The following is a 25,635-nucleotide window of genomic DNA, read 5'->3' on the forward strand; positions in this document are numbered from 1 at the left end:
GAGATTTTTACAGCGATGTGGGCGACGCTCCCGGGTAGGGGCACCGGGCCGAGTCCCTGGTATCGGGGGCCGATGATAACGACTCGTCTTGCCATGGCGTCGATCGCTGGTCTCGGGTGGGCAGGTAGCGCGGGACCTCGTTCGCGGCGCGGCGGGCGCGCACGATCACCTCGGTATCGCCCCTGACCCGGCTGCGCGAGCCGAAGGTGAAGCGGGCTTCGTCGACCGCCGGCAGGCAGGGCTCGAGGTCGAGGCGGCCGAACAACCGCTGGGTCACCATGGCCGATTCGACGAGGAAGAACGTGCTGCCGGGGCAGCGATGCGGTCCCACGCCGAAGGGGATGAAGCCGTAGCGATCGGGGGTGGTGCCGAGCCAGCGTTCGGGGCGGAACTGCTCCGGTTGCGGGTACAGCTCGGCGTTGTAGTGCACCGCGGTCGTCGGAATGTAGATCATGGTGCCCTTGCGAATTCGATAGCCGCCCACCGCGATATCGCGGTAGGCCGGGAACGGCATGGCGGCGATCGGGGGCGGCTCCATGCGCAAGGCCTCCATCCCCACCGCCTGGGCATAGCGATCGGTCCGGCCCGCACGCGCCTCGGCGATCGTCTTCTCCCGGGGGCCCGCATTGTGCATCAGGTACTGCGCGGACCAGTCGTAGGACTTGACCGAGGTGTCGTGCCCCGCGAGCACCATGGTCGCGATCGCGTCGCGCAGCCGCTTGTCGGTCCATGCCGGGCTCTCCCCCGCCCCGTACCGGATGAGCCGGGCGGCGATGCTGTCATTGGGCCGGACCCGCAGCTCGGCGATCTTGCGATAGATCAGCGCATCGCAACGCTTGCGGAGGCGGTAGCCCTTCCTGGCGAAGAGTCGAGACGGCATATCGGGACGGGCCGACAGCTCCGCGGGGTGCTTGCCGCGACGCAAGGTGATCATGGCCGTGAACATGTAGGTGAGCAGCCGTCTGCCATTCTCCGTCTCCGACTCGATATAGTCCGTCACGGCACGGAGCGCGGCACTCAACTCATCGAAATCAGAGCAGTCCCAACCGAATACGACACGCAGAATCACCTCCTGGGTGAATCGGGTGTGGAAGTCGTGCAGTTCGACGCGGGTACCCAGCGGAAGTTCGTCGATCCTCCGGTCGAGCAGTTCCACAATCCGCTCTCGATAGCTCTCCACCCGCGCCGGCGTCAGTTCCGCCGCGATCGCCCGCCGCATCCGCACATGGTCGCGGCCGCCGAGCGTGAACGGGCCCTGCGCGCCGGTCAGATAGAGCAGGAACTTCTTGAAGGCCTCGTAGTCCAGCTGATCCGCCGGCAGCGAACACAGCTCCCGCACCAGCCGAGGCTCGGTGATCAGCACGGTCTCGCCGAAGAATCCGTCGATATAGGAGTCCGCGACATAGTTCCGCAGCAGCCAGGGCAGATTCGGAAAGGGCATCCGATAGATCGGGCCGGCATCGCGCAGTTGCTCACCGGGATCGTCGATCCACCCGGAGAAGACCATGAGCAACTTCGCCAGCTCGGGAAGATTACGCCAGGATCTCGGCACGAGCGGCAATCCTCGGACGTCTTCCCCGACTTCGGTTGCCGGCGTGCGCTTCTGGTCGAGAGTTCTCGTTGTCATCCGTGTGTCCTCCGCTGCGGTAGTCGGCGGGTCCCGAATACGGGCCGGGGGCAGAGCGGCGCCGCCACCGAAACTAGGTGCGCCCGACAGCGATCCACCCAAATCCCGCTGTGCCAACACCAACGCGGGCTCGGCGCAAACCACCTTCGGACTCGCCGCGCAAATCGATACCTCGCGGAATCGCAACGTCACTTGGATGGCCGTTCACACGATCGCAGGTGTGAGCCGCCCTGCCGGGGCGGGCAGATGGGGATACGGATCAGGTGTTAGCGTCGAACACGCACTTGAAGCACTTTCCGCAATGCCGCCATGGACCTGTTCGCCCAATACGGCGAATCCCGGGTCTCGGCAGTCCATCGTCATCTCGTCGGTTCGGACCTACACCAGCTCACGAACTACCAAGCCAAGCCGGTGATTCGGAACCGTTACACGGCATCCGCGATCAGGCGACTGTTGGCGAGGTTGCGGCCCAGGCGCCCTTCGGATCGGCCTAGACGGCTCTCATGCGTCTGGTGTCGTATGCCCATATCGCGATCTCGACGCGGTTGCGGGCGCCGAGCTTGGTCATCAACGATGCGACGTGGGTCTTGACAGTGCTCAGGCCGACGAAGAGTTCGGTGGCGATCTCGGCGTTGGTCCGGCCCCGGGCCACCAGCGCGAGCACCTCCTCCTCACGCTCGGTGAGCGGGTCGATGGGCTGAACCGGTGCCACCGGCGCCTGGTCGGCGAAGGTCGCCAGCAGCCGGCGGGTGACGTTGGGTGCGATCAGCGCGTCGCCGTTGGCCGCCGCGTGGATGGCCTGCACGAGGAGCTCCGGCCCGGCGTCTTTGAGCAGGAAGCCGCGGGCGCCGGCGCGTAGGGCGCCGAGGACGTACTCATCGAGGTCGAAGGTGGTGATCACGACGACCGCCATCGGGTCGGTCACGTCCGGCCCGGCCAGGCGCCGCGTCACCTCGACGCCGTCGAGCCCGGGCATCCGGATGTCGACGAGGAGGACATCGGGGCGCAGCCGGGTTGCCAGGTCGAGCGTTGCGAGCCCGTCTGCTGCCTCCCCCACGACCTCGAGGTCGGGTTGCGCGCCGAGGATCATTACCAGCCCGGTCCGGACCAGGTCCTGGTCGTCGGCTACGACAACACGGATGCTCATGCCGGCACCTCCACCGGCAGCACCGCCTCGACCACCCAGCCACCCGCGGGCCCCGGCCCCGCGGAGAGCGATCCGCCGAGGAGCTGGGTGCGTTCGGCCATGCCCAGCAGGCCGAACCCGGGCTCGGGGACCGGCCCCGGCTCGGTCTGTCCATCGTCGCTGATACGCAGTCTGACAGCGTCGCCCTCCCGGCGTACGTCGATCCCGACGCGGGTCGCGCTCCGAGCGTGCCGTACGGCGTTGGTCAGCGCCTCCTGCGCGAGCCGGTAGAGCGCGGCGTCCACGGGTCGTGCCAGCCGGGTCAGCGAACCGTCCAGCGAGACCTCGACGGTGGGCGTCACGTCGGCGCGCGCCAGAGCAGGCAGGTCCGCGACACCCAGCGGCGGTGAGTAGGCGGCGGCTTCGTCCTCACGCAGCACCCGCACCATGGATCTCATCTCTGCCAGGGTTCGCGACGCTTCGGACTCGATCGCGGCCAGGACCTCGGCAGCCTTCTCCGGCTGAATGCCAGCGACCACGCCACCGGCCTGCGCCTGCACCACGATGGCCGAAACGTGGTGGGCCACAGTGTCGTGCAGCTCGCGCGCCAGCGCCACCCGCTCCTGATTGCGGATCTCACGCTGTTGCCGATGCCAGAGATCCGCGCGATAGCGGAACACCGCCGCGAGGGCGACGAACAACAGCAAGAGAACGCTTCCGCCGAAAACGTCGGCCCAGCCGGCGGAAGCGGCGTACATCCCCAGCGCGACAACGACTGTCACGAACGCCGTCCCCAAACCCATCTCCCGTCCCGAGCCCCACCGCACCAGAGAGTAAAGCAGGATCAGGACGGCCAACATCGAGTAGAGGCCGAGGTCTCCGGCGTGCGCGGTCAGTTCGAGGACCGCGAGCAGCCCGGCGACGCCCCACCCGACCAGGGCCGCCATCAGGGGGCGGCCCCGCCGCCAGAGCAGGGCCGGCATCAGCACCAGGGCGAGCATCACCACCAGGGGTCGCCGGTCCAAGCCCGGCCGAACGATGCCCTCGACCAAGACGGCGGCGGCGAACACGCCTGCCAGCAGCCAGTCGAGACGACCGATGGATGGGGCGTCAACAGGCCGCGGCTCATGCCAGATGGAGCGCCGGACAGTGACCACGGCTTCATCCTAGGGAGCGGCGCGCCTCGGCGTACCCGCCGAAAGTACGAGAGCGGGATCATGCCATCGGCCAGGCGAACTCCGGCCTCCGGGCCGGTGTGCCCACCGCGGGGCTCAGCAATCGTGGACCTACCGATTCGCACCACACCGGAGCCCATGATGAGAACACGCCAACCTGCCACCGCACTGGAAGACCAGCCGATCCCGGTGCGAGCCAAGCTCGCCGCAGCGTGGACGAGCTTCATGTTCCTGTACGCCTACGTGGACATTCTCAACTTCTTCACGCCCGGCGTCGTCGAAGACATCCTCGACGGCAGGGTCTTCGAATTCGCTCTCTCCCAGACCTTTTCGACCACGGCACTGACCCTCGTGGCCGTCCCGATCTTCATGGTCGTGCTGTCGATGACGCTGCGCGCCAGGGTGAACCGCATCGCGAACCTCATCGTGGCTTCGCTCTACGTCCCCGTCACGGCATTCAACATCGTGGGCGCGTCCTGGCTGTACTTCTACGGCCTCGGCATCGTACTGGAATTGATCCTTCTCGCCCTCATCCTGCGGTACGCCTGGACCTGGCCCCGCACCGCGCCTTCGACGACCATGGCGACCAGTCCGGACCGTGAAACCGTTCGTGCCCAACAACAAGCGTGAACCAAGGATCACCGTCACGCAGGTACAGGCCTTTGGCGACCGGATTGCAGGAACGCAATTGCAGTGTGCGCCAATCGATGCGTGCAGCCATCACCGCCGGGAGGACCGCACGCATTTTCCCGGCTATCTCGGCGGCTCCGGCGATGAGCTTGCGGAACACGGCGTCGTGCGGAGTTGACGGTTGATCGGCCACGAGTAGGCAAACTATCCCGAGACATCCCGCCAGACACCAATATCGCGCGAGCGAAGCTAGCTTGTTCGGATCGATAGTTCCAGCCCCGATTACCATGGTCACGGATAGCGGGCATTCCGTGGAATCATCGGTCGACGTGATCAACAGACGAATCTCCAGGATTGGACTTCTCGCTCCCGCCGCGGCTATCGCGTTCGGCCCCCTGACCGCCGTACCCGCGAGCGCGGACACGCCGTTCACCGCCCCCGAGGTGAGCTTCACCGGCGCCAATGTCGGCACGGTGAGCGCCACCCTGCGCAATCCGAACGACCGCGGAACATGCTGGGCGGAAGCCGCCATCAACGGTCAACGCGTCTTCTTCGGCGACAGCAAACCCCTGGACGGCTACGAAGAGCCCGCCCGCAACGAGACGCTGGCCCGCGCCGGCCAGACGATCACGGTGACCCTCAGCGGACTCGAGCCGGGTTCGATCATCGACACCCGAGGCGGCTGCGTGAACAAGTGGGAAGAGGAGTTCACCGTCTTCACCCAGATCACGGTCCCCGCCACCGGCAAGCCCGCTACCGGCAGCTTCGGCCTTTAGACAGAAGAGCGTGAATGCCATTGCATCGCAAAGGCATTCACGCTCAATTGTGTCCGGAAGGCGACACGACCACTGCGCACACGCCTTCCACCAGCGAAAGCTTCTGCGAATCGGCGGATAGACCGCGGTCAATCCGTGACTAGGCCTTCGGAGGAACCTGTCCAAAGCGGATCGCGTGAGTTTCAGTAGTCGGGCGGCGTTTTCGGGGGCTTTTTTTCGGGTCGCAGGCACCGCCAACCGATCCAATAGACGCTGAGAGTTCCTGCAGCGCAAGTGATTCAACAAACTTCACTGACGTGTACCGCGCCCCGGCGTCGCTGTGGTGGATCAGGCCGGGCTCGATCGGGTGCCCGTAATGATCACGCCGCCACACGGCCATGTTGAGCGCCTTGGACACCAGCGAGGTCGTTTTAGTCGCGGCCGTGGTCCAGCCGACGATCGCCCGGGAGTAGGCGTCGAACACGAACGCCACATACGCCCATCCGGTCCACGGTGCAGAACGCGACATCATGGCCGCGGCGGCGCAGGAAGCGGGTCATTTTCCGGCGGCCATACATCTGCTCGGCCGCCCCACCAGATCACGTAATACGTTCTCCACGTCAGCATCTGCGATATCGCGCGCCGATGGTGGTCGACGTCGCGCCTTGCGATAGATCCCGGGCGCGATCTGGATTCCCTGCGCGGTCAGCGCACGACAGATCGACTCGACGCCGAAGACCTGGCGGTATTCGTCTATGAACCCGACGATCAGCGGCGTCGCGGGTCGAGTTCCCGCGCAAAAAAGAGCCGAGGCCGCTTTCAGGATCTCGTTGGCCTGCTCGAGATCTCGGACCCCTTTGCGCAGCCGCGCCGGCTCCTCACGCTCGGCCCCCGACAACCCCGCACCGGCCTTGCCGGTCGGCGGCGCGCCCTGCGCGAGCGCCTTCTTCACCCACACGCGCAACGTCTCGTAATGCACGTCCACCAGCGGGCCGATCGCGCGGGCGGCGGCATACGGAGACTCGAACTCATCGAGGCGCTCGAGGACCAGACGGATGGCCCTCTCACGAACCTCGGGCGAGTAACGCTTCGTCATGATGGGAACCATCTGGGAGTCGGGGGCCTGCTGGTCTATCAGAGCGTGCGGCTGTCGATCGCCGAGCGGCGCCGCGACCTCGCGGTCACCGGCGCCCTGGGCGCCGCGCCGTCGTTGCTGGCAGTCGGGTTCTTCACCGAGGCGATCGTTCTCGGCGTCGTGGGATCGCTCGAGGGTGTCGTGGCAGGAGCTCTGCTGGCCAGGCCTCTGGTGGCAAGCGCCAGTGATCTGATCTCCCAATACCTGGGTGTGGCGGTGCCGGTGGCGGGCGGTATGTCGGCCTACTGGGTCGGTGCGATCGGGATCGTTTTGGCCGTCGTCGCCGCGGCAGTGCCCATCGTGTCGTTGCGGCATATCGAGCTCGCGGGCGAGTTGTCTGGCCGTTCGGAGCGTGACAACGCCGCGCCGCGCAGTTTGTGGCTGCGATGTGGGCTGCTGGCCGCGACCGGGGTGGCAGCGATAGCCGCCACCCGACTCGCCACCGCACGCGGCGGATTGCGTCTGTGGGAAAACGCTCTGGCCAACGCCGGTGTCGTCATCGCGTTGGTCGCCTTGCTGGCCCTTGCCGGTGTGCTGGCCGCGCAACTGCTGCGCGTCCGCAGTCTCGACCTGGTCGTAGGGCGCCTGCCAGCGCTGGTGCAGGTCGCGTTTCAGGGACTTCGAGGTGACACCGCCCGCACGGCCGCCCTCGCTGGAGCAGTCGCAGTACCGGTCGCAGTATCGGTCTTGTTGTCGGGTCTGCTGCTATCCATCAACCGCAGTTCCGTCGACCTCGCCGACGTTCAGGCAGCCGGGCGCGTTGCGGCTACCACCACCCGATTCAGCGACTACGGACCGCTCGATTCGAAATTCTCGAGCAAGACCACCGCCGGGCTGCAGGCACTGTCGTCGGTAGCAGGAATCTCGCGGATGACCGAGATCGAGGTCGGTCATCGCGCCGGGAAACTGATCTATATCCAAGCGCAGGACAACCTTTCGTTCCCCTACGCGACGCAGGCAGGGCTCGCTCCGCAAGCAGCCCTCGACGCCGGACAGTTGGTCATCGGTGGGATGCTCGCACGCGAGGACGGCATCGGCCCAGGCGACCAGCTGTCGTTGCCGACCCTGACAGGGATGCAGAGCTTCACCGTCGACTCGGTGATCGCGACACCGGAATCCGGTGGCCGCACAATACATATGCCCTACCAGCAAGCCGAGCAATTGTTCGGACCCCAGCGCCCCGGCCTGCTGTTTATCACCCCTGCACCAGGGGCCACGACCGGTGATGTTATGCGCGACATCGCCTCGGCCTCCCTCGACCAGCCGGTCCGTGTCCGTGACACCGCCGGATACGCGGCCGAAATCGCCTCGGATGTCTCACGATTCCTCGCACCGATGTCCACCCTCAAATTCGGCTTGCTCGCTGTGTCACTCATCGCCGTATCGGCGGCACTGCTGCTCGTCGGTATCCGCCGGCGTCGCGAGATCGCGACGATGCGCGCGCTCGGAGCCACTCCCGCACACGTGTTCATCGTCGCCATCATCAGGAGTTGCCCAGCCCATCCGGGGACCGACCGCGATGGGCGACGTGGGGCCAGCCACCAAGGCTTTCAAGGGGCAGTGGCTGGCACTCAGCCATTCTGTGCCGCCCGCGCCCTGCGCAACAGGGACCATCGACCCGCCGCTGCGGGACCTTCGTCCTCGCGGCGCCACAGCATGTTCCGCGCAGTCGGCCGATCGGACCGGATCCCCTGCCGCCTCGGCGCGGCCGAGCCGCGAGTCCTATTCACAGTGCCGTCGTGGTGCGGTATCCTCGCCGGATCGACACCCGACGGCGACGAAAGGTGGGCACTCGGAAGGGTCCCTCCGCCACCGCCGGGCTATCCGAGATCACCTCGGCTGGGCTCAACAGCCGAGGTGCCACACGCCGGAAGGTGGAACGGCGCGCAGATAGCATTCGGCGTCCCCTGCTCCGGAAACCTACTACCGCAACCGATTCCGGGACGCCGAACCTTCGCCGCAAACAGTGGCCAGCGGTCATCCCCACGGGCGCTGATGGGAGAGAACAAGGACCTTGGTCCCGAATCAACCATTCGGGACCAAATCCCACCGGTACGCCGGATCGGTGTCCAAAGTCCCGCGTCGGATGCCTTTCGTCATCGTGCCCGGACCCTCCCGATGGCGCATCGTTACTGCGATGGACAGCGCGCCGGCATCGGAGCACGACAAGCCTTCACCGGCTGGGCGACAGGTCCGGGTGTTCCTCGTCGACAGCGAATTACCCGTCCGCCCGCCAGGCACGGGCGATTCTCGACCTTGATCCGAAACTGGTCGTGGTCGGTGAGGCAGCCACGCTGGCCCGCGCGCGCACGCTCCTCCGCTGCTCAATCCGGACGTCCTCGTCCTGGAACCGCGACTGCCCGACGGCGACGGCCTCACCCTGTGCCGAATCCCCTTGACCGACAGGACGTATACCCGCTGTTTGGTCGTGACATCCACCATCGACCGCACGACCGTCCTCAATGCGGTACAGGCCGGCGCATCGGGATATCTGGTGAAATCGACGGCATTGCCGCTGACCGATTCGGTCAAAACCATCGCGGTGGGCGGCGCACTGCTCGACAGCCTCGCCGCACCCGTGCTCATGCGGGAGCTCCGCCGACGCAGCGCCGACGACCGGGAGGCGCTCGCCGGACTCTCTACCCCTGAATTGGCGATCCTGTGGTTGCTCGCCGAGGGTCTGACCAACCGGGAGATCGCGGTCCGAATGTTCTGGACCGAGAAGACCGTCAAGAACTACGTCACTCGGGTGCTGGGCAGACTGCGGCGCCGCACCCAGGCCGCGATACTCGCCGCCCGCGTCCGTGATGTCAGGGCTCATCCCCGAGACACGAACTGAACAAGCGCCCGGCGACGATCAATGGCGATCGGACGCCGCCATCCGGCCCCAAGAACCGGTGCCACTGCGGAAATAGCGGCACCGAAGACATCGAACGCCGACCGGACGGCGTCACGCGCCGATGTAGACCGACTTCAGGCTCTGATAGCCGGTCAGGGCCTCCGGGCCGAACTCGCGGCCGTAGCCGCTGTCGCGCACCCCGCCGAACGGGGAGCCGATCGAGACCGGATAGCCGTTGATACCGATCGTTCCGGTGCGCACCCGCGCCGCCACCGTCTGCGCACGGACATGATCGCCGCTGAAGACCACGCCACCGAGTCCGTACGCGGAATCGTTGGCCAGCCTGATCGCGTCGGCGTCGTCGTCGAAGCCGATGACAGCCAGGACCGGTCCGAAGATCTCCTCCTGCGCGATGACGGCCGAGTTGTCCACGTCGGCGAACACCGTCGGCTCGATGAACCAGCCACGATCGAATCCGGCGGGGCGGCCGCCGCCGAGCACCAATCGCCCTTCGCTTCTTCCCTTTTCGATGTACCACCGCACCCGCTCCCGATGCTCGGCGGTGGCCAGCGGGCCGATCTCGGTGCCCGGATCGAGCGGATCACCGATCTTCATCGTCGCGAGCCTGGCCACCAGCGCGTCGACGACCTCGTCGTATCGATGCCGCGGCGCCAGGATGCGACTGCACGCGACGCACGTCTGACCGTTGTTCATCAGGGTGATGAATTCCAGGTCCGGCATGAGGACATCGAGATCGGCGTCGTCGAGGATGATGGCCGCCGACTTGCCGCCCAACTCCAAGGTCACCGGACGCAGCAGCGGCGCGCAGGCCGCGGCCACCGCACGCCCGGCCTCCGTCGAGCCGGTGAAGGCCACCTTGTCCACGCCGGGATGGGCGACCAGGTAAGCGCCGACCTGCCGGTTCGCGGGCACCCAATTGAGCACGCCAGCCGGAAACCCCGCCGCCACAGCGGCTTCCGCCATCAGATAGGAATCCAGCACGGTGCTCGGCGACGGCTTGACCACCACGGTGCAGCCCGCCGCGAGCGCCGGGGCGATCTTGCTCAAGGCCAGTACCACCGGATAGTTCCACGGGACGATCGCCGCGACGACACCGATCGGGCCGGCGGTCACCTCGGTGGCGATCCCGCCCTGTGAGGCACGGATGTCCGTGGCGGGCGTGGTCGCGATCAGATCGGCGTAGTAGCGCACCAAACCGATCGCGAACGCGCCCTCGAACGCCTCGCTCAATCTGATCGGCATGCCGTTCTGACTGCTCACCGTGCGTGTCAGCGCACACGCGCGGCGCTCCAGTTCATCGGCGAACCGGCGCAGCAGCGCGGCCCGGTCCGCCCGCGTCAGCTCGGACCAGGCCGAGCCGGTCAAGGCGCGGCGTGCGGCCGCCACCGCCCGGTCCACATCCGCGGGCATCGCCTCGGGCGCGGAACCCAGCACCTCACCGGTGGCGGCATTGAGCGCGGTGAAACGCCGGGACGACGTGGGGGGCAGCCATCTTCCGTCGATGAAGAGGGAACTGTGCTCGATGGTCATGGGATTCCTCACGGACGCAGCATTGTTCGATGATCACCGGCCTGTGCTCCCGCACCGGCCGGTCCTGCCATCGTGCGTTCGGCCAGCGCGGCAGGCCAGGTGCGAATGTCGCCGAAAACACCGGATTCTGCTGTGCGGGTGCACATTCCAACTCCGTCCCGCACCCACGCACCGGACGTAGCATCAACGCATGACATCGGCACAACTACCGCCGACCGCGATCGGCGGGATGCCGGCCCGGCGACTGCTGCCCAGACTCGACGAACTGACCGATGATCTGATCGCCCGAATACTCCAGGGCGACCACGCCTATGCCGAGGCCACCCTGCTCGGACCGGAGCTGCTCCGGTCGTCGGTCCGGACCAACCTCGCCGCCATGCTCGGCCAACTCGCGGGAACCACACCCGCACGCATCGACCCGGCTGTCGCCGCCGGCCGGATGAAAGCCGAACGCGGCGTTCCACTGCCGGCCCTGCTGCACGCCTACCGCCTCGCCGGGCGACTGCTCTGGCAAGAACTCGCCGGGGAACCGCACGCGCACTCACCCGCCGCGCTCACCGGCACCGCGACGGCGATCTGGCAATTGATCGACGAGTACTCGGGCATCGCGGCCGATGCCTACGCGGAGTTCCTGGCCGAACGCACCCGGCACGACGAGCAGGCGCGTCGATCTCTCCTCTGTTCCGTCCTGGACGGCGCCGCCCCGGACCAGGATCTCTGGGACGCGGTGCGCGCCCTGCGCTTGCCGACGCACGGTCAGTTCGCGGTGGTCGCCGCCGAACTCGACAGCTCCGGCGCCGCACAACCCGGACGCCTGGAGAATCGCTTGCGCGCGATCGGCATTCACTCCGCGTGGCTGCTCGGCGACGACGGCTGCACGGGGCTGCTCAGCCTGCCGACCACGGCGATTCGGCGCAATGTCGGCGCGGTCATCGCCGCGACCGGCATCACGGCGGCCGGCGTGAGCCTGCTGTTCCCCGATCCGGCGCGAGCCCGCGAGGCGGTTCGTCAGGCGCGGCTCGCGCTGTGCTGCGCGACGCCCGGCACCGAGCCGGTGGTCGAATACGGAGATCACCCGATCCGGCTGCTGCTCGCCAACGCCCCGCGCGCGGGCCATGAGCTCAGCCGGGCGATTCTGGGAGCGCTACTGGATCTTCCGGAACCGGAACGCGGCGAGTTGCTGGGAACACTGCGCGCGTGGTTCGACTCCGGCGGCTCCATCGTCCGGGTCGCGGCACGACTCCACTTCCACCGCAACACCATTCACCAGCGACTGCGCCGAGTCGAAGCACTGACCGGGCGCAGCTGCGCCGACCCGCGCACCGCCGCCGAACTCTACGTCGCGCTGCTCGCGCTGCCGACCCAGCCACGCCGGCCAGCGTTCGGCCACCCGGACAGCGAGACGTGGGATCGAACCGAGCCCACGGCGAGCGGTGGCGAGACGCCGCCACCCGATCGACGGTGACCGAACGCGCCGAAGTTGTTCGATACACCCGGTGACCGTACCCCGGCCGATATCGAGTGATGAAAAATTCTCATCTCGGCTTCGAATACGCTCGCCGCACACTGAATTTCACAGCGACAACAGCAATGATGATCGGATCGACGGGAAATTCCGTTCGCACCACGCCCACCCGGGCAGCGCCATTCGCCCACTCATCCGCATCGAGGTTCAGATATGGACGGACAATTCCCGGCGGCCGGCGCGACCTCGGAAGCCCACACCATTGTGGACCTGCTGCACGCCCTCGCGTCGACCCGGCCCGACGACCCGGCCTACACCTTCCTCGGGCAGCGATTCGGCGGCGGGCACGTTCGGCACCTGACCTGGCACCAGGTGTGCAGGCAGGCGTCGACCGTGGCCACCAACCTCCGATTCCGCTGTGCGGCCGGTGCGCGCGTCACGATCGCCGCACCCCTCGGCTCGGCGTACGTCGCGGCGCTGCTCGGCACCCTGCAAGCCGGATGCACGGCGGTACCGCTGGACGAACCCGGCACCGAAAGCGGGATGGTTCCGGTGCTGCGGCGCAGTCGGCCCGCCGTGCTGCTCGCCGCCGCGACGTCCGCGGATGCCGCGTCCGCCGCGGTCCGAACCGCCGATCCGCTGCGGCACGTCGCGACACTCACCATCGAGCAACTGGCACCGCTGCGACTGCCCCGGCCAACCGGGCCCGATCGCCTCGCCTACCCCGATATCGCGGTGCTGCGCTACGACGCCGGGCCGCCGCCCGGCGAACCCACCGCACTGACACATTCCGCGCTGCTCGCCCACGCCGGCGCGGCCGCGACAGCCACCGTCCTCCCCCCGCTCGCTGCCGCCTGGCGCGTCTGGGCCCGCCCGGCGCCGCTCGAGGCGGTCTGCGCGACCGTCGCGCTCGAAGGCCACCTCATCGTGTCCGGCCCGGCGGCGGTGCTGATCCACGGAACGAACCGCCCCGCCGCACACCCCATTCCCGGCAACGCTCACCGATTCCGCTCGGCGTGAATTTCGCCGCTCATTTGATCGGAAGACCTGCTACCAATTCGATCAGATGATTCATGCAACATATCCCGAGAATTGTTCATATTTCTTCGCCTATGCACGAATTCCATTCCGGAACAGTCGATCGAACGATTAATTTTCCACTGCACGAACTCGCATCGAAACATTTCGATACGGGCGAAACAAAGGAAGGGAATCATATGATCCACTCGACCACCCGTCTGATGCGCCGCACTCCCGGCATCGTGATTCGCGCGATGCTCATCGGCGGAACCGCCCTGACGTCGGCGGCGCTGAGCCAGCCGATCGCCTCCGCCCAAGGGCTGCCAGTCATCACCGGCTCGGCGGACGGTGCAGCCTCCAGCGGCAGTGCGGACCAGACACCCGCGCCCACTCCCGCTCCCCAGCCTGCCTCGCGCAAGCATGAGGACAACAGCACCACCGTCGTCGTCGTGGTCCCGCCCACCCCGCCCGCGCCGTCGACCGGCAGCGCGGGCACGGGAAGCTTCACCGGCAGCAGCGGCCTGCGGTACTGATCCATCGCGGGGGGACACCATAGTCCGGCGGGCGATTTCGCCCGCCGGACTCTCGGCTGCGCCGGGACCGGCGCGGCCCGCACACCGCTCGGCCTTCAGGCCCGCCCGGCCCTCGCCTCGTCCGATCCCTCCACTTCCACCTTCGGCACGATGCGGGCCAGCCATCGCGGCATCCACCACGCGCGATCACCGAGCAGCGCCAGCACTGCCGGGACCAGGGTCATACGGATCACGAAGGCATCCAAGAAGACCGCGGCCGCCAGCCCGAAACCCATCATCTGGATCATCGGGTCGTCACTGCCGGCGAACCCGGCGAACACCGCGATCATGATCGCCGCCGCGGCCGCCACCACGCGCGCACTGTGCCGGAAACCCGTCACGATGGCCTCGCGCGCACTCGCACCGTGCGCGAACGCCTCCCGAATCCGGGTCACCAGGAAGATCTCGTAATCCATCGCGAGTCCGAACACCACTCCGATCAAGAAGATGGGCATGATGCTGAGCACCGGTCCGGTCTGCTCGACCCCGAAAAGCCCTGCCAGCCAACCCCATTGGAAGACCATGACAACCAGTCCGAGAGCCGCGCCGACCGACAGCAGAAACCCGAGCGTCGCCTTGATCGGCACCGCCACCGAAGCGAAGACCATCGTCAGCATCACCATCGCCAGACCCGCCAGCACCGCGAGGTAGGGCCCCAGCGCCGACGTCACCCGCTGCGAGAAATCGATCGCCACCGCCGTCGCCCCGGTCACCATCATGGTCGAACCGGTGGCCGTCTTCAGATGACCGGCTTCGGCACGCACGGCGCGCACCACCTGCCCGGTCTCGGCGGAGCTCGGGCCGGTCGCAGGAATGACGGTGAACACGGCCGTGCGACCGGCTGGATCGAGGACGGCGGGCGAAACCGAGACGACATCGGGCGTCGCCGCGAGCATCGCGCCGGCCTGCGTCACCGCCGCCTGCGGGTCCGGCGCGCCCACCACGTCCACGACGACGGTGAGCGGACCGTCGAAACCCGGGCCGAAGCGCGCGGCGATCGTGTCGTACGCCTGACGTTGCGTCGTCGAGGGCGGCAGCGACCCGTCACTGGGCATCCCGAGATCCAGGCCACGCACCGGCAGCGCCAGCAACGCCGTCGCGGCAATGCCGACCAGAAGCACCGGCACCGGGCGGCGGCTCACGAACTCGGCCCAGCGGGCACTCGCGCTCCGTCGTTTCCACCGAACCATGGCCTGCCCCACCAACTTCACGTCATCCGGCCCGTGTGCCGCGCTCGTCTCGACCCAGCGATACGCGCGCGGCATCACCGCGCGGTGCGTGAATCCGAGCAGGGCGGGCAGCAGAGTCACCGCGATCGCGACCGCCACGGCCACCGCGCCCGCCGCCGCGACCCCCATTCGGGTCAGCGCGGGAATGCCCACGACAGCCAGCCCGCACAGGGCGATCAGCACCGTCAGCCCGGCGAACACCACCGCCGATCCCGCGGTCGCCACCGCACGACCCACCGCCTCCTCCGGCGCGAAACCCGCCGCACGCTCGCCGCGGTAGCGGGCGAGGATGAACAACGCGTAGTCGATGCCCACCGCCAGCCCCAGCATGGTCGCGAGAGTGATTGTCGTGCCGGACATCCCGATCGCGACAAGCGCCCCCACGCTCACTCCGATCCCGATCAGCGCGGTCACCAGCGGCACAGCGGCGGCCGCCAGCGCGCCGAAGGTGATCATCAATACGATGGCGGCGACAACGATGCCGATGACCTCCGAGGCGGCACCGACCTCGGGCGGACTGCGCAGAGCCGTCCCTCCGACGTCCACGGTGATTCCGGCGGCCGCACCCGCCGCGACCGCGGCGGTGAGCGCCGCACGGGCGCCATCGGTCACGTCGGCACTGGTGACGGCGTACGTCACGGTCGCGTATGCGGTGCCGCCGTCGGCGCTCACCCCGCCGCTGCGGAACGGATCGGAGACCCGCTGCACCTGCGCTCCCGCCCGCACGCCCGCGAGAATGTCCGCCACGGCGTCCGGATAGGGTGCGGCACTGATTCGCCGTCCCTCCGGTGCGGTGAAGACGATTCGCGCTTGCGCGGCGCCGGGAGTGGTGCCGGGAAACCGCTCGGCGAGCAGGTCGGCCGCCCGCTGAGACTCCGAATCCGGAATCGTGAATACATCCGGCGCCGCCGCCGGGCCGGTGGCCGCCGCGGCGATCATCGTGGCGAGAATCCCCAGCCAGAGCGCGACGAAACCATACCGCTTGCGGAAAGCGAACCGCCCCAAACGATTCAAGACTGTGGCCATAACTACCGATCCTTTCGGCAGTTCCGGTGGCAGCAGCGCGGGCGCACAGCGGCCCAACGCAGATCGGCGGCCGACGGCGGCGCTGCGCGCTGCCATCGGCCGCTACCGGAACTGGTATCTGCGGCCGCGGCGACCTACACGCCGCCGCGGCCCCGTCTCATTTGCCCGACGAGCCCAACATGGACGAGCCGGCCGTGAGGAATTCACGGATCGGTTTGAGGAGGTCCATCCACCTGCTGAACTCCGGAAAGAAAATCGACTTCACGAAGGTCGCGTTCTGGATGACATCCATTTGCTCAATTACATTGTTCATGACATCGAACCTACGTTCCGGATGATGCGGCGTACACATTCCTCCGGCAAATCCGAGTCGAATCCGAAAAATATTCCGGTTGGCCGAATCAACGGAAAATGCGAAGCTCCTCGCAAACAACGAACGAGCGGCACCACCTGGGGAACTGGGTCACAGGTGGTGCCGCCATCGTCACCTTTCCGAATAGTCACAAGGGGCGGATCCCGCAACCCCGGAAAGGCATTTCCTACTCTAAATTTCCGGCACCGGGGAAATCCATCGGCGGGCCGGAAAGCCGAGCGAGAGGTGAGCCGGTCTCACGATTCGGCGAGCGCGGACGCCACGAGGCGCCGATCGATGCCGTCGGCCGGCGCCGCGCCCGACCGGCGATCACGCACCCCGTTTGGGCGCGGACATGCCCGACGAGGTCGCCGCGAACGCGCCCGCGACCATGTCGCCGATCAACTCCAGCGCCTCGGCACACGCCTCGGGCGCACGATCCTCGAGCACCAGGCGCACGCATGCGGTGGTCAGGACCGTCGACCCGACTTCGATCACCAGACTGGCTTCGTCGGCGTCCTCCGCGGCCAGGTACGACCCGCTCACGCAGTAGATCCCGACCGCGACCCTGGCCACCGAGCGGGTGATGACCACCTGCAGACCGTCCCCGGTCTCGGCGGGAAGCTCCTGTGTCAGGATGCGGACCAGGCCACGATGCTGGGACAGCACCGAGAAGACCGCGCGCGTCATGGCCACCACGGCATCCCGCGGCTGCGCGTGGCCGTGCACGGCCAATTTCAGGAACACCGCGTCGAGTTCGGCCTGGATCCGCGCCGCCGTGCGCGCCTGCAGCGCGCGGACGAGATCGTCCTTGTCCGCGAAGTAGCGATACAGCGTGCCGACTCCGATACCGGCACGCTCGGCCACCGCATTGGTCGTCAGATCCACATATCCGGCACGCGCGAGCACCTGCGCCGTCGCCTCGATAATGTGCTCCCGGGTCTGAATTGCCCGCGATTGGACAGGCCGGCGACGCGCTCCGTCGGCGCTCTTGCTGCCGAAGCCGATCACAGTGTCCCGATCATTCATTCGCTGCGCTCCATCTGTACTGCTGGTGGCTGTGAAATACCCGGTCAGGCACCTCGTCGGTCGAGCTGTGGAATCAGGTCCCGGGATCGTGCGGGACCTAGGGCGCTCAGGTGCGGTCATCGAATCCGCGGGCCGCTGCGAGCAGGCGGGGAACCGACCATCGCGACCAGGTGCGCACGAGGACCGCGACCACCAGCGCTCCCGGCAGCCAGCGGGCGGTGTCGAAACGCATCTCGTAGTCCAGCCGAGTGCCGTCGCGCAGCGGACTCAGGGTTATCCGGCCGACGTGCCGTCGCACCGGTCCCCGGACCGTGCGGTACTCGATCACCCCCGCCTCCTCGTCGTGCACCGTGATCACCTCGTGCAGCGGCCATACCCCGAGTACGCGCGGCGCGCGAACCGATTGCAGGCCATCGAGATTCACCGGGCTCACACTGTCGCGCACCCGGCGCTGCGACATCGGCCACAGCTCACCCCACCGCTCGGTGAGCACGGCGAACACCACGGCCGGAGGCTGCGGCACGAACTCCCCCAGCCGGATGTGCCGGCGTTGGCCCGTCGGCCGCGGCGGCGTCACCGACGGCGATCGGCCCGCCGTCCGCACCAGCAGCCAATCCCGGATGAACGGGAAGACATCGGTGGCGGCATCCCGGCGCAGCAGCATCGTTTCGTGCCCGTGGTCGCGCCGGAATCCGGTGCGCCGCGCCGCCGATTGCACTCGGGTATCGGCAGATCCGAGCGTTCCGGCGAACTCCGCGCACCGGCGGGCGGGCGCGATACGATCACGCGGGCCGGTCAGCGCCAGCACGGGATACCGCGCGTCGTCGCGGACGGCGCCGCGTCGGCCGCGCGCGTCCGCGCACCATTCGACCGCGTCGGCCAGACTCTCGCGCGGATCGTCCTCGGTACCCAAACCCATTCTCCGAGTGGGGATCACCGTTTTCCACCGCCGGTTGCGGAGCAGCGTCGCGACCAGGCGGCTCCGCAGCAGCGGGACCTCGAGGGCACTGGCGATCAGGATCACCCCGTCGACCCGGTCGCGCTCGACGTGGCCGTCGAGGGCGCGGGCCAGCGCCACACCACCGAAGGAGTGGGCGAGCCAGAACGCGCCGCGCCCGGTCGCCGCCGTGACGACACGCTGGGTCGTCGGCAGGTCGTACCGCACGGCCTCGGCCCACCCGCTGCGGACGCCCGGCACGAGCGCAACGCCGCCGGTGCCGCGACGCTCGCTCACCCACACGTCGAAACCCGCGTCCGCCAGCGCGGCTGCCAGCCCGGTTCCCTCGGCGGTGAGGAAGACCCGTCGATTGTCGAACATTCCGGGTGCCAGCACGACCGGCTGCCCGGCCGGATCTCCGAGCCGGGTGAGCCGGAACCGGCCCCCGTCCGGGCTGGTCACGACCCTCCATCGGATCCACCGGCGCCCGGCGGGTTCGTCCTGCCATCCGGCCTCGATGCTCTCACGGTTCACGCGCTGCGCTCCCGCTCTCAGTTGCCGCTCACGGTGCTCGAGCAGGTCGCCTCGGGCGTGTCGGCGGGGCGGTTGAGACCGGGCCACACGATCGCGCAGGTGCGTTCCACCGTCGTCACGGCGGCCTCGGCGGCGAAGGTGAGATAGCTCAACCCGGCGGTCCACTCCGCGCTGCCCGCTTCCCCGAAAGCTCCGAGCGATCCCGGCAATCCGTCCCGGATCATGTCCGGACTCCAATTGCGGAAGGTCAGCACGGTCGACAGCGATGCGACACCCTCGGCGTAACCGGGAGGGCCGGTCTGCGCGCCGAAGGCGAGCACGTGCAGTTCACGGTCGAGCCGCAGGCGCAGCGAACGGAATCCCGCCACCGCGGGGCCGCCGGAGCCGACGACGGCGGTGACGACGGGCTCGATCGCCGGTAATGGTCCATACGGACCATGGTCGGGGTCGATGAGCGCACCGATCGGGCCCGAGGGCCCATCCGGCCACGAGTAGGACTGCGAGGCCACCGCACGCGACTCCTGGAAAGCGCCCTCCAGGACCACGCCGTAGACCGTCAGCCGGTAATCGACCGGCTGGTCCGGCAGACACTCGGCGGAGGTGCAGAAGAGCTGGAGCCGTGCGGTGACCGGGACCGCGTAGGCTCCGGCACGGGCATCGTATTGCGGATCGCCCAGCCCGAATTCGATCATGCCCGGTTTGGCCGCGTCGCCGAGCGACAGCAGGTCGTACCCGTTCAACAGGGCGGTCCGGCCGGTGCCCGCACGCGGTGACGGCTCGGGGACCGACAGCACGCCGCTCGCTTCGAGGATCGAGCCGCGCGCGCCGGTGAGGCGCATGGTGACCGAGCCGGACGCGGACCGGACCCCGGGCGCGGAAACCGCGGTCACCGCCGTGGTCGCGCTCATCGTGTCCGGGCCGGATCCTGATGCCCCCGAACGGATCACGCGCGCGCTGCACTCGCGGCCGTCGCACTGCCGGCCGTCGACGAAGTCCCCGAGCCGGTTGACGCGGTGGTTGTAGCGCCACGTGGCGCTGCCGCCGTTCCAGAGGAAGAACGTCGACGACGTGGCACCCGAGGCGGCGGCAGTGCCCTCGGCGAACACGGTGGCCGCCAGGACGGTCACCGCGAGGACCACCGCTCGCAGCCGCCGGACGGTTCTGATCTGCTCGGGCATCGGTCCTCCTCGACGCAAGGATCGGCAGGATGTCGAGACTGCCGAACTCTGCAAAGAACGCTAGATGTTTGCCGACCGCCGGTCGTCACACGCGGGAGGCAGGGCCGCTCCCCCGTAAGAGTGAGCCGGCCCGCGTGCGCACCCGCGATGGCTCAGCCCGGCCGGGCCACCCCGTGCCGATGGGCGTAGACGACAGCCTGCACCCGATCGCGTAATCCGAGCTTGGCGAGCAGGCGGGAGACATGGGATTTGACGGTCTGCTCCCCCACCCCGAGTTCGCTCGCGATCTCGATATTGCTGTAGCCCTCGGCGAGCAGTTCGAGCACCTCGTGTTCGCGGGAGGTGAGCAGATCCAGTTCCGGCGGGGTGGGCGTCGCGCTCAAACCGGTCGCGATGCGCGCGGCCAGCCTGCGGGTGACCGACGGATCGATGAACGTGTCGCCACGCGCGGCGATCCGGACGGCTGCGAGCACCTCCTCGGGTGGGAGGCTTTTCAGCAGGAAACCGCTCGCACCGGCTTCGAGGGCACGGCGCAGATGGTCGTCGCTGTCGTAGGTCGTCAGCACGAGCACCCGGGTGTTCCGGGTCGCCGCGACGATCTCCGAGATCGCGGAGATGCCATCGAGTTTGGGCATGCGCAGGTCCAGGATCGCCACATCCGGTGTCGTGCGGGCGATCTCGCTGACGGCGCTGCGACCGTCCGCCACCTCCGCGACGCAGACCAGATCGGGCGCGCGGTCGATCAGGGCGCACAGCGCCGTACGGAACATCTCGTGGTCGTCGGCGACGAGCACCCGAATCCGGCTGTCTGTCGCGCTCATTGCGCTCCGAGGGGGACGTGCACCACGCCGCGCCAGCGATGGCCGCTGTCGTCCAAGCCGAATTGCGCACTGCCGCAGAACAATCGAACGCGCTGCTGGATGCCATCCAGCCCCCTCCCGGATACAAACGAAACCTGCTGTGGTGCAACAGTATTGACTGCTTCGATGGTGATCCTCCGAGGGCGTTGGTCGATGGCGAGCACGGCTTCGCGGCCATCGCCGTGGCGCAGCATATTGGTCAGCAGCTCTTGCACAATGCGATGCAGAGCGACATCCAGCGATTCGGGCACGCGCACCGGATCTCCCGTACGGCGCAACTCGACTCGCAACCCCGCGGCCCGGACACTGCGAAGAAGCCCGTCGATATCGGCCAGGCCGGGCTGGCTGTCCTGCTCGGGCTGCCTACCGTGCAACAGGTCCAGTTGCCTGCGGAGGTCGGCCATCGCCGCCCGGCTGCTGGACTCCACGGCGAGAAGCGACTGCCGCACCGAAGGATCCGCCGCCCCCGTCAGGGCCATGCGCGCGAGCCCCGCCTGCATGAGGATCGCGCTGACGTGGTGGGAGATCACATCGTGCAGATCGCGCGCGATGGCCTCACGTTCCCGGACAACAGCGTCCGCCACCGCCCGGCGCTCGCGCTCGCGCTGCCGCCGCGCCGCATGCTGAAGTTCATCGATATACGTCTGCTGGCCCGTGGTGAAGCGCCCGACCATCCACGGAATCGCACTGCTGGACACGACCATGACGAGGAACAACCGCCAATCGGAGGTCGCTCGGCTGTGGCCCAGCAGATGCAGCGCGGCGGTGCCGCAGCCGAAGAGCACCAGCGCGGCGATGCTCACCGGCCCCGCCGTCCACGCGCCCACCCGATAGGAGGCGACGACCATCCCGATGCTCAGCAGCGCCGGATACTCGCCCAGGTTGCCCGTCCCCCACACCACCGCCAGCCGTACCGCCACCTGAGCGACGGCAACCACCAGCACCGTCGAGATCGGCGCGGCCAGCCACAGATCGACGGCCACGATCGCGAAGGTGAGCGCTGCCAGGTGGAGCGGATCATCGTCGGCGATATCGGCCAGCAGGAACGCCGACGCGTCCAGGGCAGCCGCGGTGACCGCGATGAGCAGCGATTGCCGCGCCAGCGACCTGCTCTCCTCCACCCGACCTCCGTCCGCCTGCCCGAGCCGATCATCGCTCGCCCACAGCACATGAGCCGAGGCCAAGCATGCCCGACGCAAGCCTCCACCCGCGTGCTTCGGCCCGAGGACACGCGGGCCCGAGCGCGGCGCCCGGCGTTCGAGATTCACCGGATCGAAAGTACGCCGCGCGAGCCCGCCGCTACCCCTGCACGCGGGGGAGCCTCCCTCCCTCCGAGGAGGGAGTCCGATGGCCTCCGAAGAGTGATGACACCGACGGAGGCCGAACCTACCGTCAGCGTGGACAGGTGCGGCGCCGAACGCGATCGGACAAGGAACTCTCGAGTATGGAATCGAACCGCGGCACTCCGGGTAGCAGACCGTCACTGCCGGTCGCGGACCAGTTCGCGCTTGAGGATCTTGCCCGTCACGGTCATCGGCAGCGCGTCCCGGAACTCGACGATGCGCGGGTACTTGTGCGCGGCCAGCACGGCACGCGACCAGTCGATGAGCTCCCGCTCGGTCAGCGCCGCGCCCGGCCGCCGGATCACGAACGCCTTGATCTCCTCGCCGTGACTGTCGTGCGGCACCCCGACAACGGCGGCCAGGCTCACGTCCGGGTGGGTGACCAGAACTTCCTCCAATTCCCGTGGATAGACGTTGAATCCGCCGCGGATGATCATGTCCTTCTTGCGGTCGATGACATAGAAATAGCCGTCCGCGTCCCGGGTGCCGATGTCGCCGGTACGCAACCAGCCGGCGCGATCGATCGCCTGTGCGGTGGCGTCCGGCCGGTGCAGATAGCGGCGCATCACATTGTGGCCGCGCACGCAGATCTCGCCGGGCTCGTCGACGTCAGCGACGCTGCCGTCGTCGCGGACGACGCGCACCTCGACGCCCCACACCGGCAGGCCGATCGATCCGGGCCGACGCGGACGGTCGAACCGATTGAAGGTGACCAGCGGGCTGGTCTCCGACAACCCGTAACCCTCCAGAATCGGTACACCGAAACGCTTTTCGAATTCCTGCAACACCTCCAGCGGCAGCGCGGACCCGCCTGCCACCGCGCACCGCAGATGCGCCGCGATGCCGGCGATGTCGGCCCGGTCGGCGTCGAACACAGTGAGCAGCGCCCAGTAGGCGGTCGGCACGCCCGCGAAGAAGGTCACCCGCTCCTGCCGCATGAGCGCCAGCGCGCCGGCGGGGTCGAAGCGTCGTTGCAGGATCAGCGTCGCCCCGTGCGCCAGACCGGAGTTCATCTGCACCGTCTGCGCGAAGGTGTGGAACAGCGGCAGCGACACCAGGTGGACGTCGTGCGGATGCGGGCCGAAGGTGCGGTAGTAGAGCAGGGCGTTCTGGACCAGGTTGCTGTGGGTGAGTTCGGCGCCTTTCGGCCTGCCGGTGGTGCCGCTGGTGTACAGCACCACCGCGGTTTCGTCTTCCGCGGTGGGAATCCCGGGGAACCGGTCCTCCCGGCCGGCGGTGAACCGGGCCAGCGTCTCGCCGGGCACGCCCGCCGTGTCGGCCTGCGGGTCGTCGGTGACCACCACCAGCAGCGTGCAGCGCGGTGCGGACTCGAAGGCGCGCACGCCGGCCGCGCCCACCGGCAGCGCGTCGTCGCCTTCGTAGCAGAACAGGGCGGTCGCGCCGGAATCGATGAGCTGGAAGGCTATTTCGCGATCGCGCAGCAGGGTGCTCAACGGCACCACCGCCGCACCCGCCTTGAGTATCCCGTAGTAGACGGAGAGGAACTCCGGCACATTCGGCACGCACATGGCCACCCGGTCCCCAGGACGGATGCCGCGGGCCACCAGAGCGTCGGCGATGCGGCTCGCGGCGGCGTCCACCTCGCGGTAGGTCAGCCGTCGCGCGCCTGCCGCAACGGCCTCGCGATCGGGCCACTCGCGTGCGGAATGTTCGAGCAGGACAGCGAGATTGAGCATGGATACCTCCGAGCACGTGCGACGATGCTCCACCCTGACCCACGGCGGCTGCCGCGCGTAAGTGACCGGTTCACAGACCTCGGTGGTGCCGCGTCACTGGACGATCTCGTGGCCGGGGCGCCGCCCGAGCGCCGGGTGTGGCAGCGGGCCGCGATGCAGCGGCGAGAGCATTCGAATGGCGAGGACGAGTTCCGCGACGTCGGTGAACCGCCGCAGGTCGCATCCGGTGCGTTCGGCGATGCGCTCGAGCCGGTTGTAGGCGGTGTTGGGGTGCATGTACATGCGCTCGGCGGTCACCTTGGCGTTGAGATCGCTCGCGACGTACCCCAGCAGCGTGTCGATGAGTTCTCCGCCTCGCTGCGCGTCCCCTTCCACGAACTGCCGCACGCTGGGCCGGATCATCCGTCGCGCCGTGGGATCGTCCCGGGTCACCAGGTAGTCGAAGGCCGACAGGGCGGGCAGGGCGGCGACCCCCGCACGAGCGCCCAGCGCGTCGCGGGCCGCGGCGGCCTCGCCGTACCCCTCGGGGACCTCGCCCGGACCGGTCAGCACCGTACTCACGCCCAACGCCAGTTCTGTTCCCGAATCACCCAGTGTGGCAACCGCTTTCGACAGACGATCGAGCACTTCCAGCACGTCGGACGGGACCGGGGCTACCGCCACGATCTCCTGATGCCGCACCATGCCGACCCCCGGCGAGCCACGGCCGACGGCCTTGCGGATGGCCGAGCTCGCCTCCCGCAGCATCCGGTCCGCGGGCAGCGCGGCCACCGGCGCCGCGGCGACGACGACCAGCCCGGCGGCGCCGTCCAGTCCGGCGGCGCGCAACAGCGACCTTTTCGGCCCGCCGGGAATGTCCCGGCGGGCCAGCAGATCTTCCAGCACGTCGCGCCGCAGGCGATCGCTGTCCGCCAGTTCGTACTGCTGGGCGCGCAGATACGCTTCCGCGGCCAGCGAACTGCCCACTTCGATCAGGCGCATCACCTCCCCGGCCAGTGCCAGCCCCGCCTGCTGCGCCGTGGCATCGCCGTGCGCCGCCGTGACGACGCCCTCCCACAACGTCAACTGCCCGATTCGGAAGGCGCGCAAGAAGTCCGGCAGCGCCACGCCCTGCCGCACCCGCTCCCGGGCGTGCGCCGCCGTTTCCGGGAAGTCCTCGCGGCAAGCCGGTCGCCGCCGCCGCGCACAGGTCAGCAGCACCCCGAACACCGCTGTCACGTGGTCGGTCAGCTGTCCCCGCAACCGCGGATCGGCGTTGGCCGCGTACGCCGGGACCTGCGCCCAGATCGCGTGCACGGCACGCGCGACCAGTTCGTCGAACGAGGCTTCGACGACACCGAGCACCGTCGCGACCTCCGGCGTGGGACCGAATGTCGCCATATCCCGCGCGACTGCTCGAACCATAGGAATTCCATACCTCCGGCAACTGTGTTCACGTCCTTGTGGCCGGGCCACAACGCCCGAGCGCCGAACCTGGCTTCCGTCCCGGTGCATCCCCCCGGGATCGGCGCGAATAGTGGAGGGCGGCGCCGCACAGTCCACGCCCCCGCACCCT

The 25,635-nt window shown here is 68.3% G+C and carries 22 protein-coding genes, 2 pseudogenes and 1 other annotated feature; of the genes and pseudogenes, 9 read left to right on the forward strand and 15 right to left on the reverse strand.

Annotated features, from left to right (window positions below; all coding sequences use genetic code 11):
• Window positions 1-7: 7 nt before the first annotated feature.
• The 3 genes from ACYQ5L_RS20275 to ACYQ5L_RS20285 form a co-directional block, all read right to left on the reverse strand.
• On the reverse strand, window positions 8-1,627 hold the full coding sequence (locus ACYQ5L_RS20275) for a cytochrome P450 (RefSeq protein ID WP_459959260.1): 1,620 nt from the start codon (window positions 1,625-1,627) through the stop codon (window positions 8-10).
• A 490-nt stretch (window positions 1,628-2,117) separates the two neighbouring features.
• Window positions 2,118-2,774 carry a response regulator gene (locus ACYQ5L_RS20280; RefSeq protein WP_459959261.1) on the reverse strand — a complete coding sequence of 219 codons (657 nt, stop codon included), beginning with the start codon at window positions 2,772-2,774 and terminating at the stop codon, window positions 2,118-2,120.
• Window positions 2,771-3,910 (reverse strand): sensor histidine kinase, encoded by a 1,140-nt coding sequence (locus ACYQ5L_RS20285; protein ID WP_459959262.1) that lies wholly within the window; start codon window positions 3,908-3,910, stop codon window positions 2,771-2,773. The genes ACYQ5L_RS20280 and ACYQ5L_RS20285 overlap by 4 nt, the downstream gene beginning before the upstream one ends.
• Before the next feature lie 156 nt (window positions 3,911-4,066).
• Between ACYQ5L_RS20285 and ACYQ5L_RS20290 the strand changes: the two genes are divergently transcribed.
• From ACYQ5L_RS20290 to ACYQ5L_RS20300, 3 genes are all read left to right on the forward strand, one after another.
• On the forward strand, window positions 4,067-4,558 hold the full coding sequence (locus ACYQ5L_RS20290) for a DUF6326 family protein (protein ID WP_459959263.1): 492 nt from the start codon (window positions 4,067-4,069) through the stop codon (window positions 4,556-4,558).
• Window positions 4,539-4,736, forward strand: coding sequence for a hypothetical protein (locus tag ACYQ5L_RS20295; RefSeq protein ID WP_459959264.1), 198 nt, complete (start codon window positions 4,539-4,541; stop codon window positions 4,734-4,736). Before ACYQ5L_RS20290 ends, ACYQ5L_RS20295 begins: the two co-directional genes overlap by 20 nt.
• 151 nt (window positions 4,737-4,887) lie before the next feature.
• Window positions 4,888-5,334 carry a hypothetical protein gene (locus ACYQ5L_RS20300; protein ID WP_459959265.1) on the forward strand — a complete coding sequence of 149 codons (447 nt, stop codon included), beginning with the start codon at window positions 4,888-4,890 and terminating at the stop codon, window positions 5,332-5,334.
• 139 nt (window positions 5,335-5,473) lie between these two features.
• Here ACYQ5L_RS20300 and ACYQ5L_RS20305 read toward each other — a convergent pair whose 3' ends face one another.
• Both ACYQ5L_RS20305 and ACYQ5L_RS20310 read right to left on the reverse strand, forming a co-directional pair.
• Entirely contained in the window at window positions 5,474-5,845 is a 372-nt protein-coding gene (locus tag ACYQ5L_RS20305; protein WP_459959266.1) for a DDE-type integrase/transposase/recombinase, read from the reverse strand.
• 24 nt (window positions 5,846-5,869) lie between these two features.
• On the reverse strand, window positions 5,870-6,409 hold the full coding sequence (locus ACYQ5L_RS20310) for a transposase (protein WP_459963686.1): 540 nt from the start codon (window positions 6,407-6,409) through the stop codon (window positions 5,870-5,872).
• Window positions 5,993-6,122: a sequence feature (AL1L pseudoknot), on the reverse strand. Its footprint overlaps the gene before it by 130 nt.
• A gap of 30 nt (window positions 6,410-6,439) precedes the next feature.
• Here ACYQ5L_RS20310 and ACYQ5L_RS20315 point away from each other — a divergent pair.
• The 3 genes and pseudogenes from ACYQ5L_RS20315 to ACYQ5L_RS20325 all read left to right on the forward strand — a co-directional run.
• Window positions 6,440-6,757, forward strand: a pseudogene (locus ACYQ5L_RS20315) (FtsX-like permease family protein); the annotation flags it as partial.
• A gap of 2,071 nt (window positions 6,758-8,828) precedes the next feature.
• Window positions 8,829-8,894: pseudogene (locus ACYQ5L_RS20320) on the forward strand (hypothetical protein); the annotation flags it as partial.
• Between the two features lie 204 nt (window positions 8,895-9,098).
• Entirely contained in the window at window positions 9,099-9,287 is a 189-nt protein-coding gene (locus tag ACYQ5L_RS20325) for a response regulator transcription factor (RefSeq protein ID WP_459959267.1), read from the forward strand.
• Window positions 9,288-9,398: 111 nt separating this feature from the next.
• Here the strand turns inward: ACYQ5L_RS20325 and ACYQ5L_RS20330 are convergent, their stop codons facing one another.
• Window positions 9,399-10,838: an aldehyde dehydrogenase gene (locus tag ACYQ5L_RS20330; protein ID WP_459959268.1), complete on the reverse strand. Its 1,440-nt coding sequence runs from the start codon at window positions 10,836-10,838 to the stop codon at window positions 9,399-9,401.
• 190 nt (window positions 10,839-11,028) lie between these two features.
• Here ACYQ5L_RS20330 and ACYQ5L_RS20335 point away from each other — a divergent pair, with 190 nt between their 5' ends.
• The 3 genes from ACYQ5L_RS20335 to ACYQ5L_RS20345 all read left to right on the forward strand — a co-directional run bounded on the left by ACYQ5L_RS20335 (window position 11,029) and on the right by ACYQ5L_RS20345 (window position 13,856).
• Window positions 11,029-12,303 (forward strand): PucR family transcriptional regulator, encoded by a 1,275-nt coding sequence (locus tag ACYQ5L_RS20335; protein WP_459959269.1) that lies wholly within the window; start codon window positions 11,029-11,031, stop codon window positions 12,301-12,303.
• A 213-nt stretch (window positions 12,304-12,516) separates the two neighbouring features.
• Window positions 12,517-13,323 carry an AMP-binding protein gene (locus ACYQ5L_RS20340; RefSeq protein WP_459959270.1) on the forward strand — a complete coding sequence of 269 codons (807 nt, stop codon included), beginning with the start codon at window positions 12,517-12,519 and terminating at the stop codon, window positions 13,321-13,323.
• Between the two features lie 92 nt (window positions 13,324-13,415).
• Window positions 13,416-13,856 (forward strand): hypothetical protein, encoded by a 441-nt coding sequence (locus ACYQ5L_RS20345; protein ID WP_459959271.1) that lies wholly within the window; start codon window positions 13,416-13,418, stop codon window positions 13,854-13,856.
• Between the two features lie 95 nt (window positions 13,857-13,951).
• Here ACYQ5L_RS20345 and ACYQ5L_RS20350 read toward each other — a convergent pair whose 3' ends face one another.
• The 9 genes from ACYQ5L_RS20350 to ACYQ5L_RS20390 all read right to left on the reverse strand — a co-directional run bounded on the left by ACYQ5L_RS20350 (window position 13,952) and on the right by ACYQ5L_RS20390 (window position 25,484).
• The gene (locus ACYQ5L_RS20350; protein ID WP_459959272.1) at window positions 13,952-16,246 is read right to left on the reverse strand and encodes an MMPL family transporter; all 2,295 of its coding nucleotides are present in this window, start codon (window positions 16,244-16,246) and stop codon (window positions 13,952-13,954) included.
• A 61-nt stretch (window positions 16,247-16,307) separates the two neighbouring features.
• Window positions 16,308-16,463, reverse strand: a complete 156-nt coding sequence (locus ACYQ5L_RS20355; RefSeq protein WP_459959273.1) for a hypothetical protein — start codon at window positions 16,461-16,463, stop codon at window positions 16,308-16,310.
• A gap of 369 nt (window positions 16,464-16,832) precedes the next feature.
• Window positions 16,833-17,531: a TetR/AcrR family transcriptional regulator gene (locus ACYQ5L_RS20360; RefSeq protein ID WP_459959274.1), complete on the reverse strand. Its 699-nt coding sequence runs from the start codon at window positions 17,529-17,531 to the stop codon at window positions 16,833-16,835.
• Window positions 17,532-17,637: 106 nt separating this feature from the next.
• On the reverse strand, window positions 17,638-18,930 hold the full coding sequence (locus ACYQ5L_RS20365; protein WP_459959275.1) for a serine aminopeptidase domain-containing protein: 1,293 nt from the start codon (window positions 18,928-18,930) through the stop codon (window positions 17,638-17,640).
• A gap of 89 nt (window positions 18,931-19,019) precedes the next feature.
• Complete coding sequence (locus ACYQ5L_RS20370) at window positions 19,020-20,180, reverse strand: hypothetical protein (protein ID WP_459959276.1); 1,161 nt, start codon at window positions 20,178-20,180, stop codon at window positions 19,020-19,022.
• Between the two features lie 152 nt (window positions 20,181-20,332).
• Window positions 20,333-21,001 carry a response regulator gene (locus ACYQ5L_RS20375; RefSeq protein WP_459959277.1) on the reverse strand — a complete coding sequence of 223 codons (669 nt, stop codon included), beginning with the start codon at window positions 20,999-21,001 and terminating at the stop codon, window positions 20,333-20,335.
• Entirely contained in the window at window positions 20,998-22,161 is a 1,164-nt protein-coding gene (locus tag ACYQ5L_RS20380) for a sensor histidine kinase (protein WP_459959278.1), read from the reverse strand. Before ACYQ5L_RS20380 ends, ACYQ5L_RS20375 begins: the two co-directional genes overlap by 4 nt.
• Before the next feature lie 359 nt (window positions 22,162-22,520).
• Window positions 22,521-24,080 carry a long-chain-fatty-acid--CoA ligase gene (locus ACYQ5L_RS20385; RefSeq protein WP_459959279.1) on the reverse strand — a complete coding sequence of 520 codons (1,560 nt, stop codon included), beginning with the start codon at window positions 24,078-24,080 and terminating at the stop codon, window positions 22,521-22,523.
• 93 nt (window positions 24,081-24,173) lie between these two features.
• Entirely contained in the window at window positions 24,174-25,484 is a 1,311-nt protein-coding gene (locus ACYQ5L_RS20390) for a PucR family transcriptional regulator (protein WP_459959280.1), read from the reverse strand.
• Window positions 25,485-25,635: the final 151 nt, after the last annotated feature.

The sequence above is a fragment of the Nocardia sp. IFM 10818 genome (genome assembly GCF_054655275.1).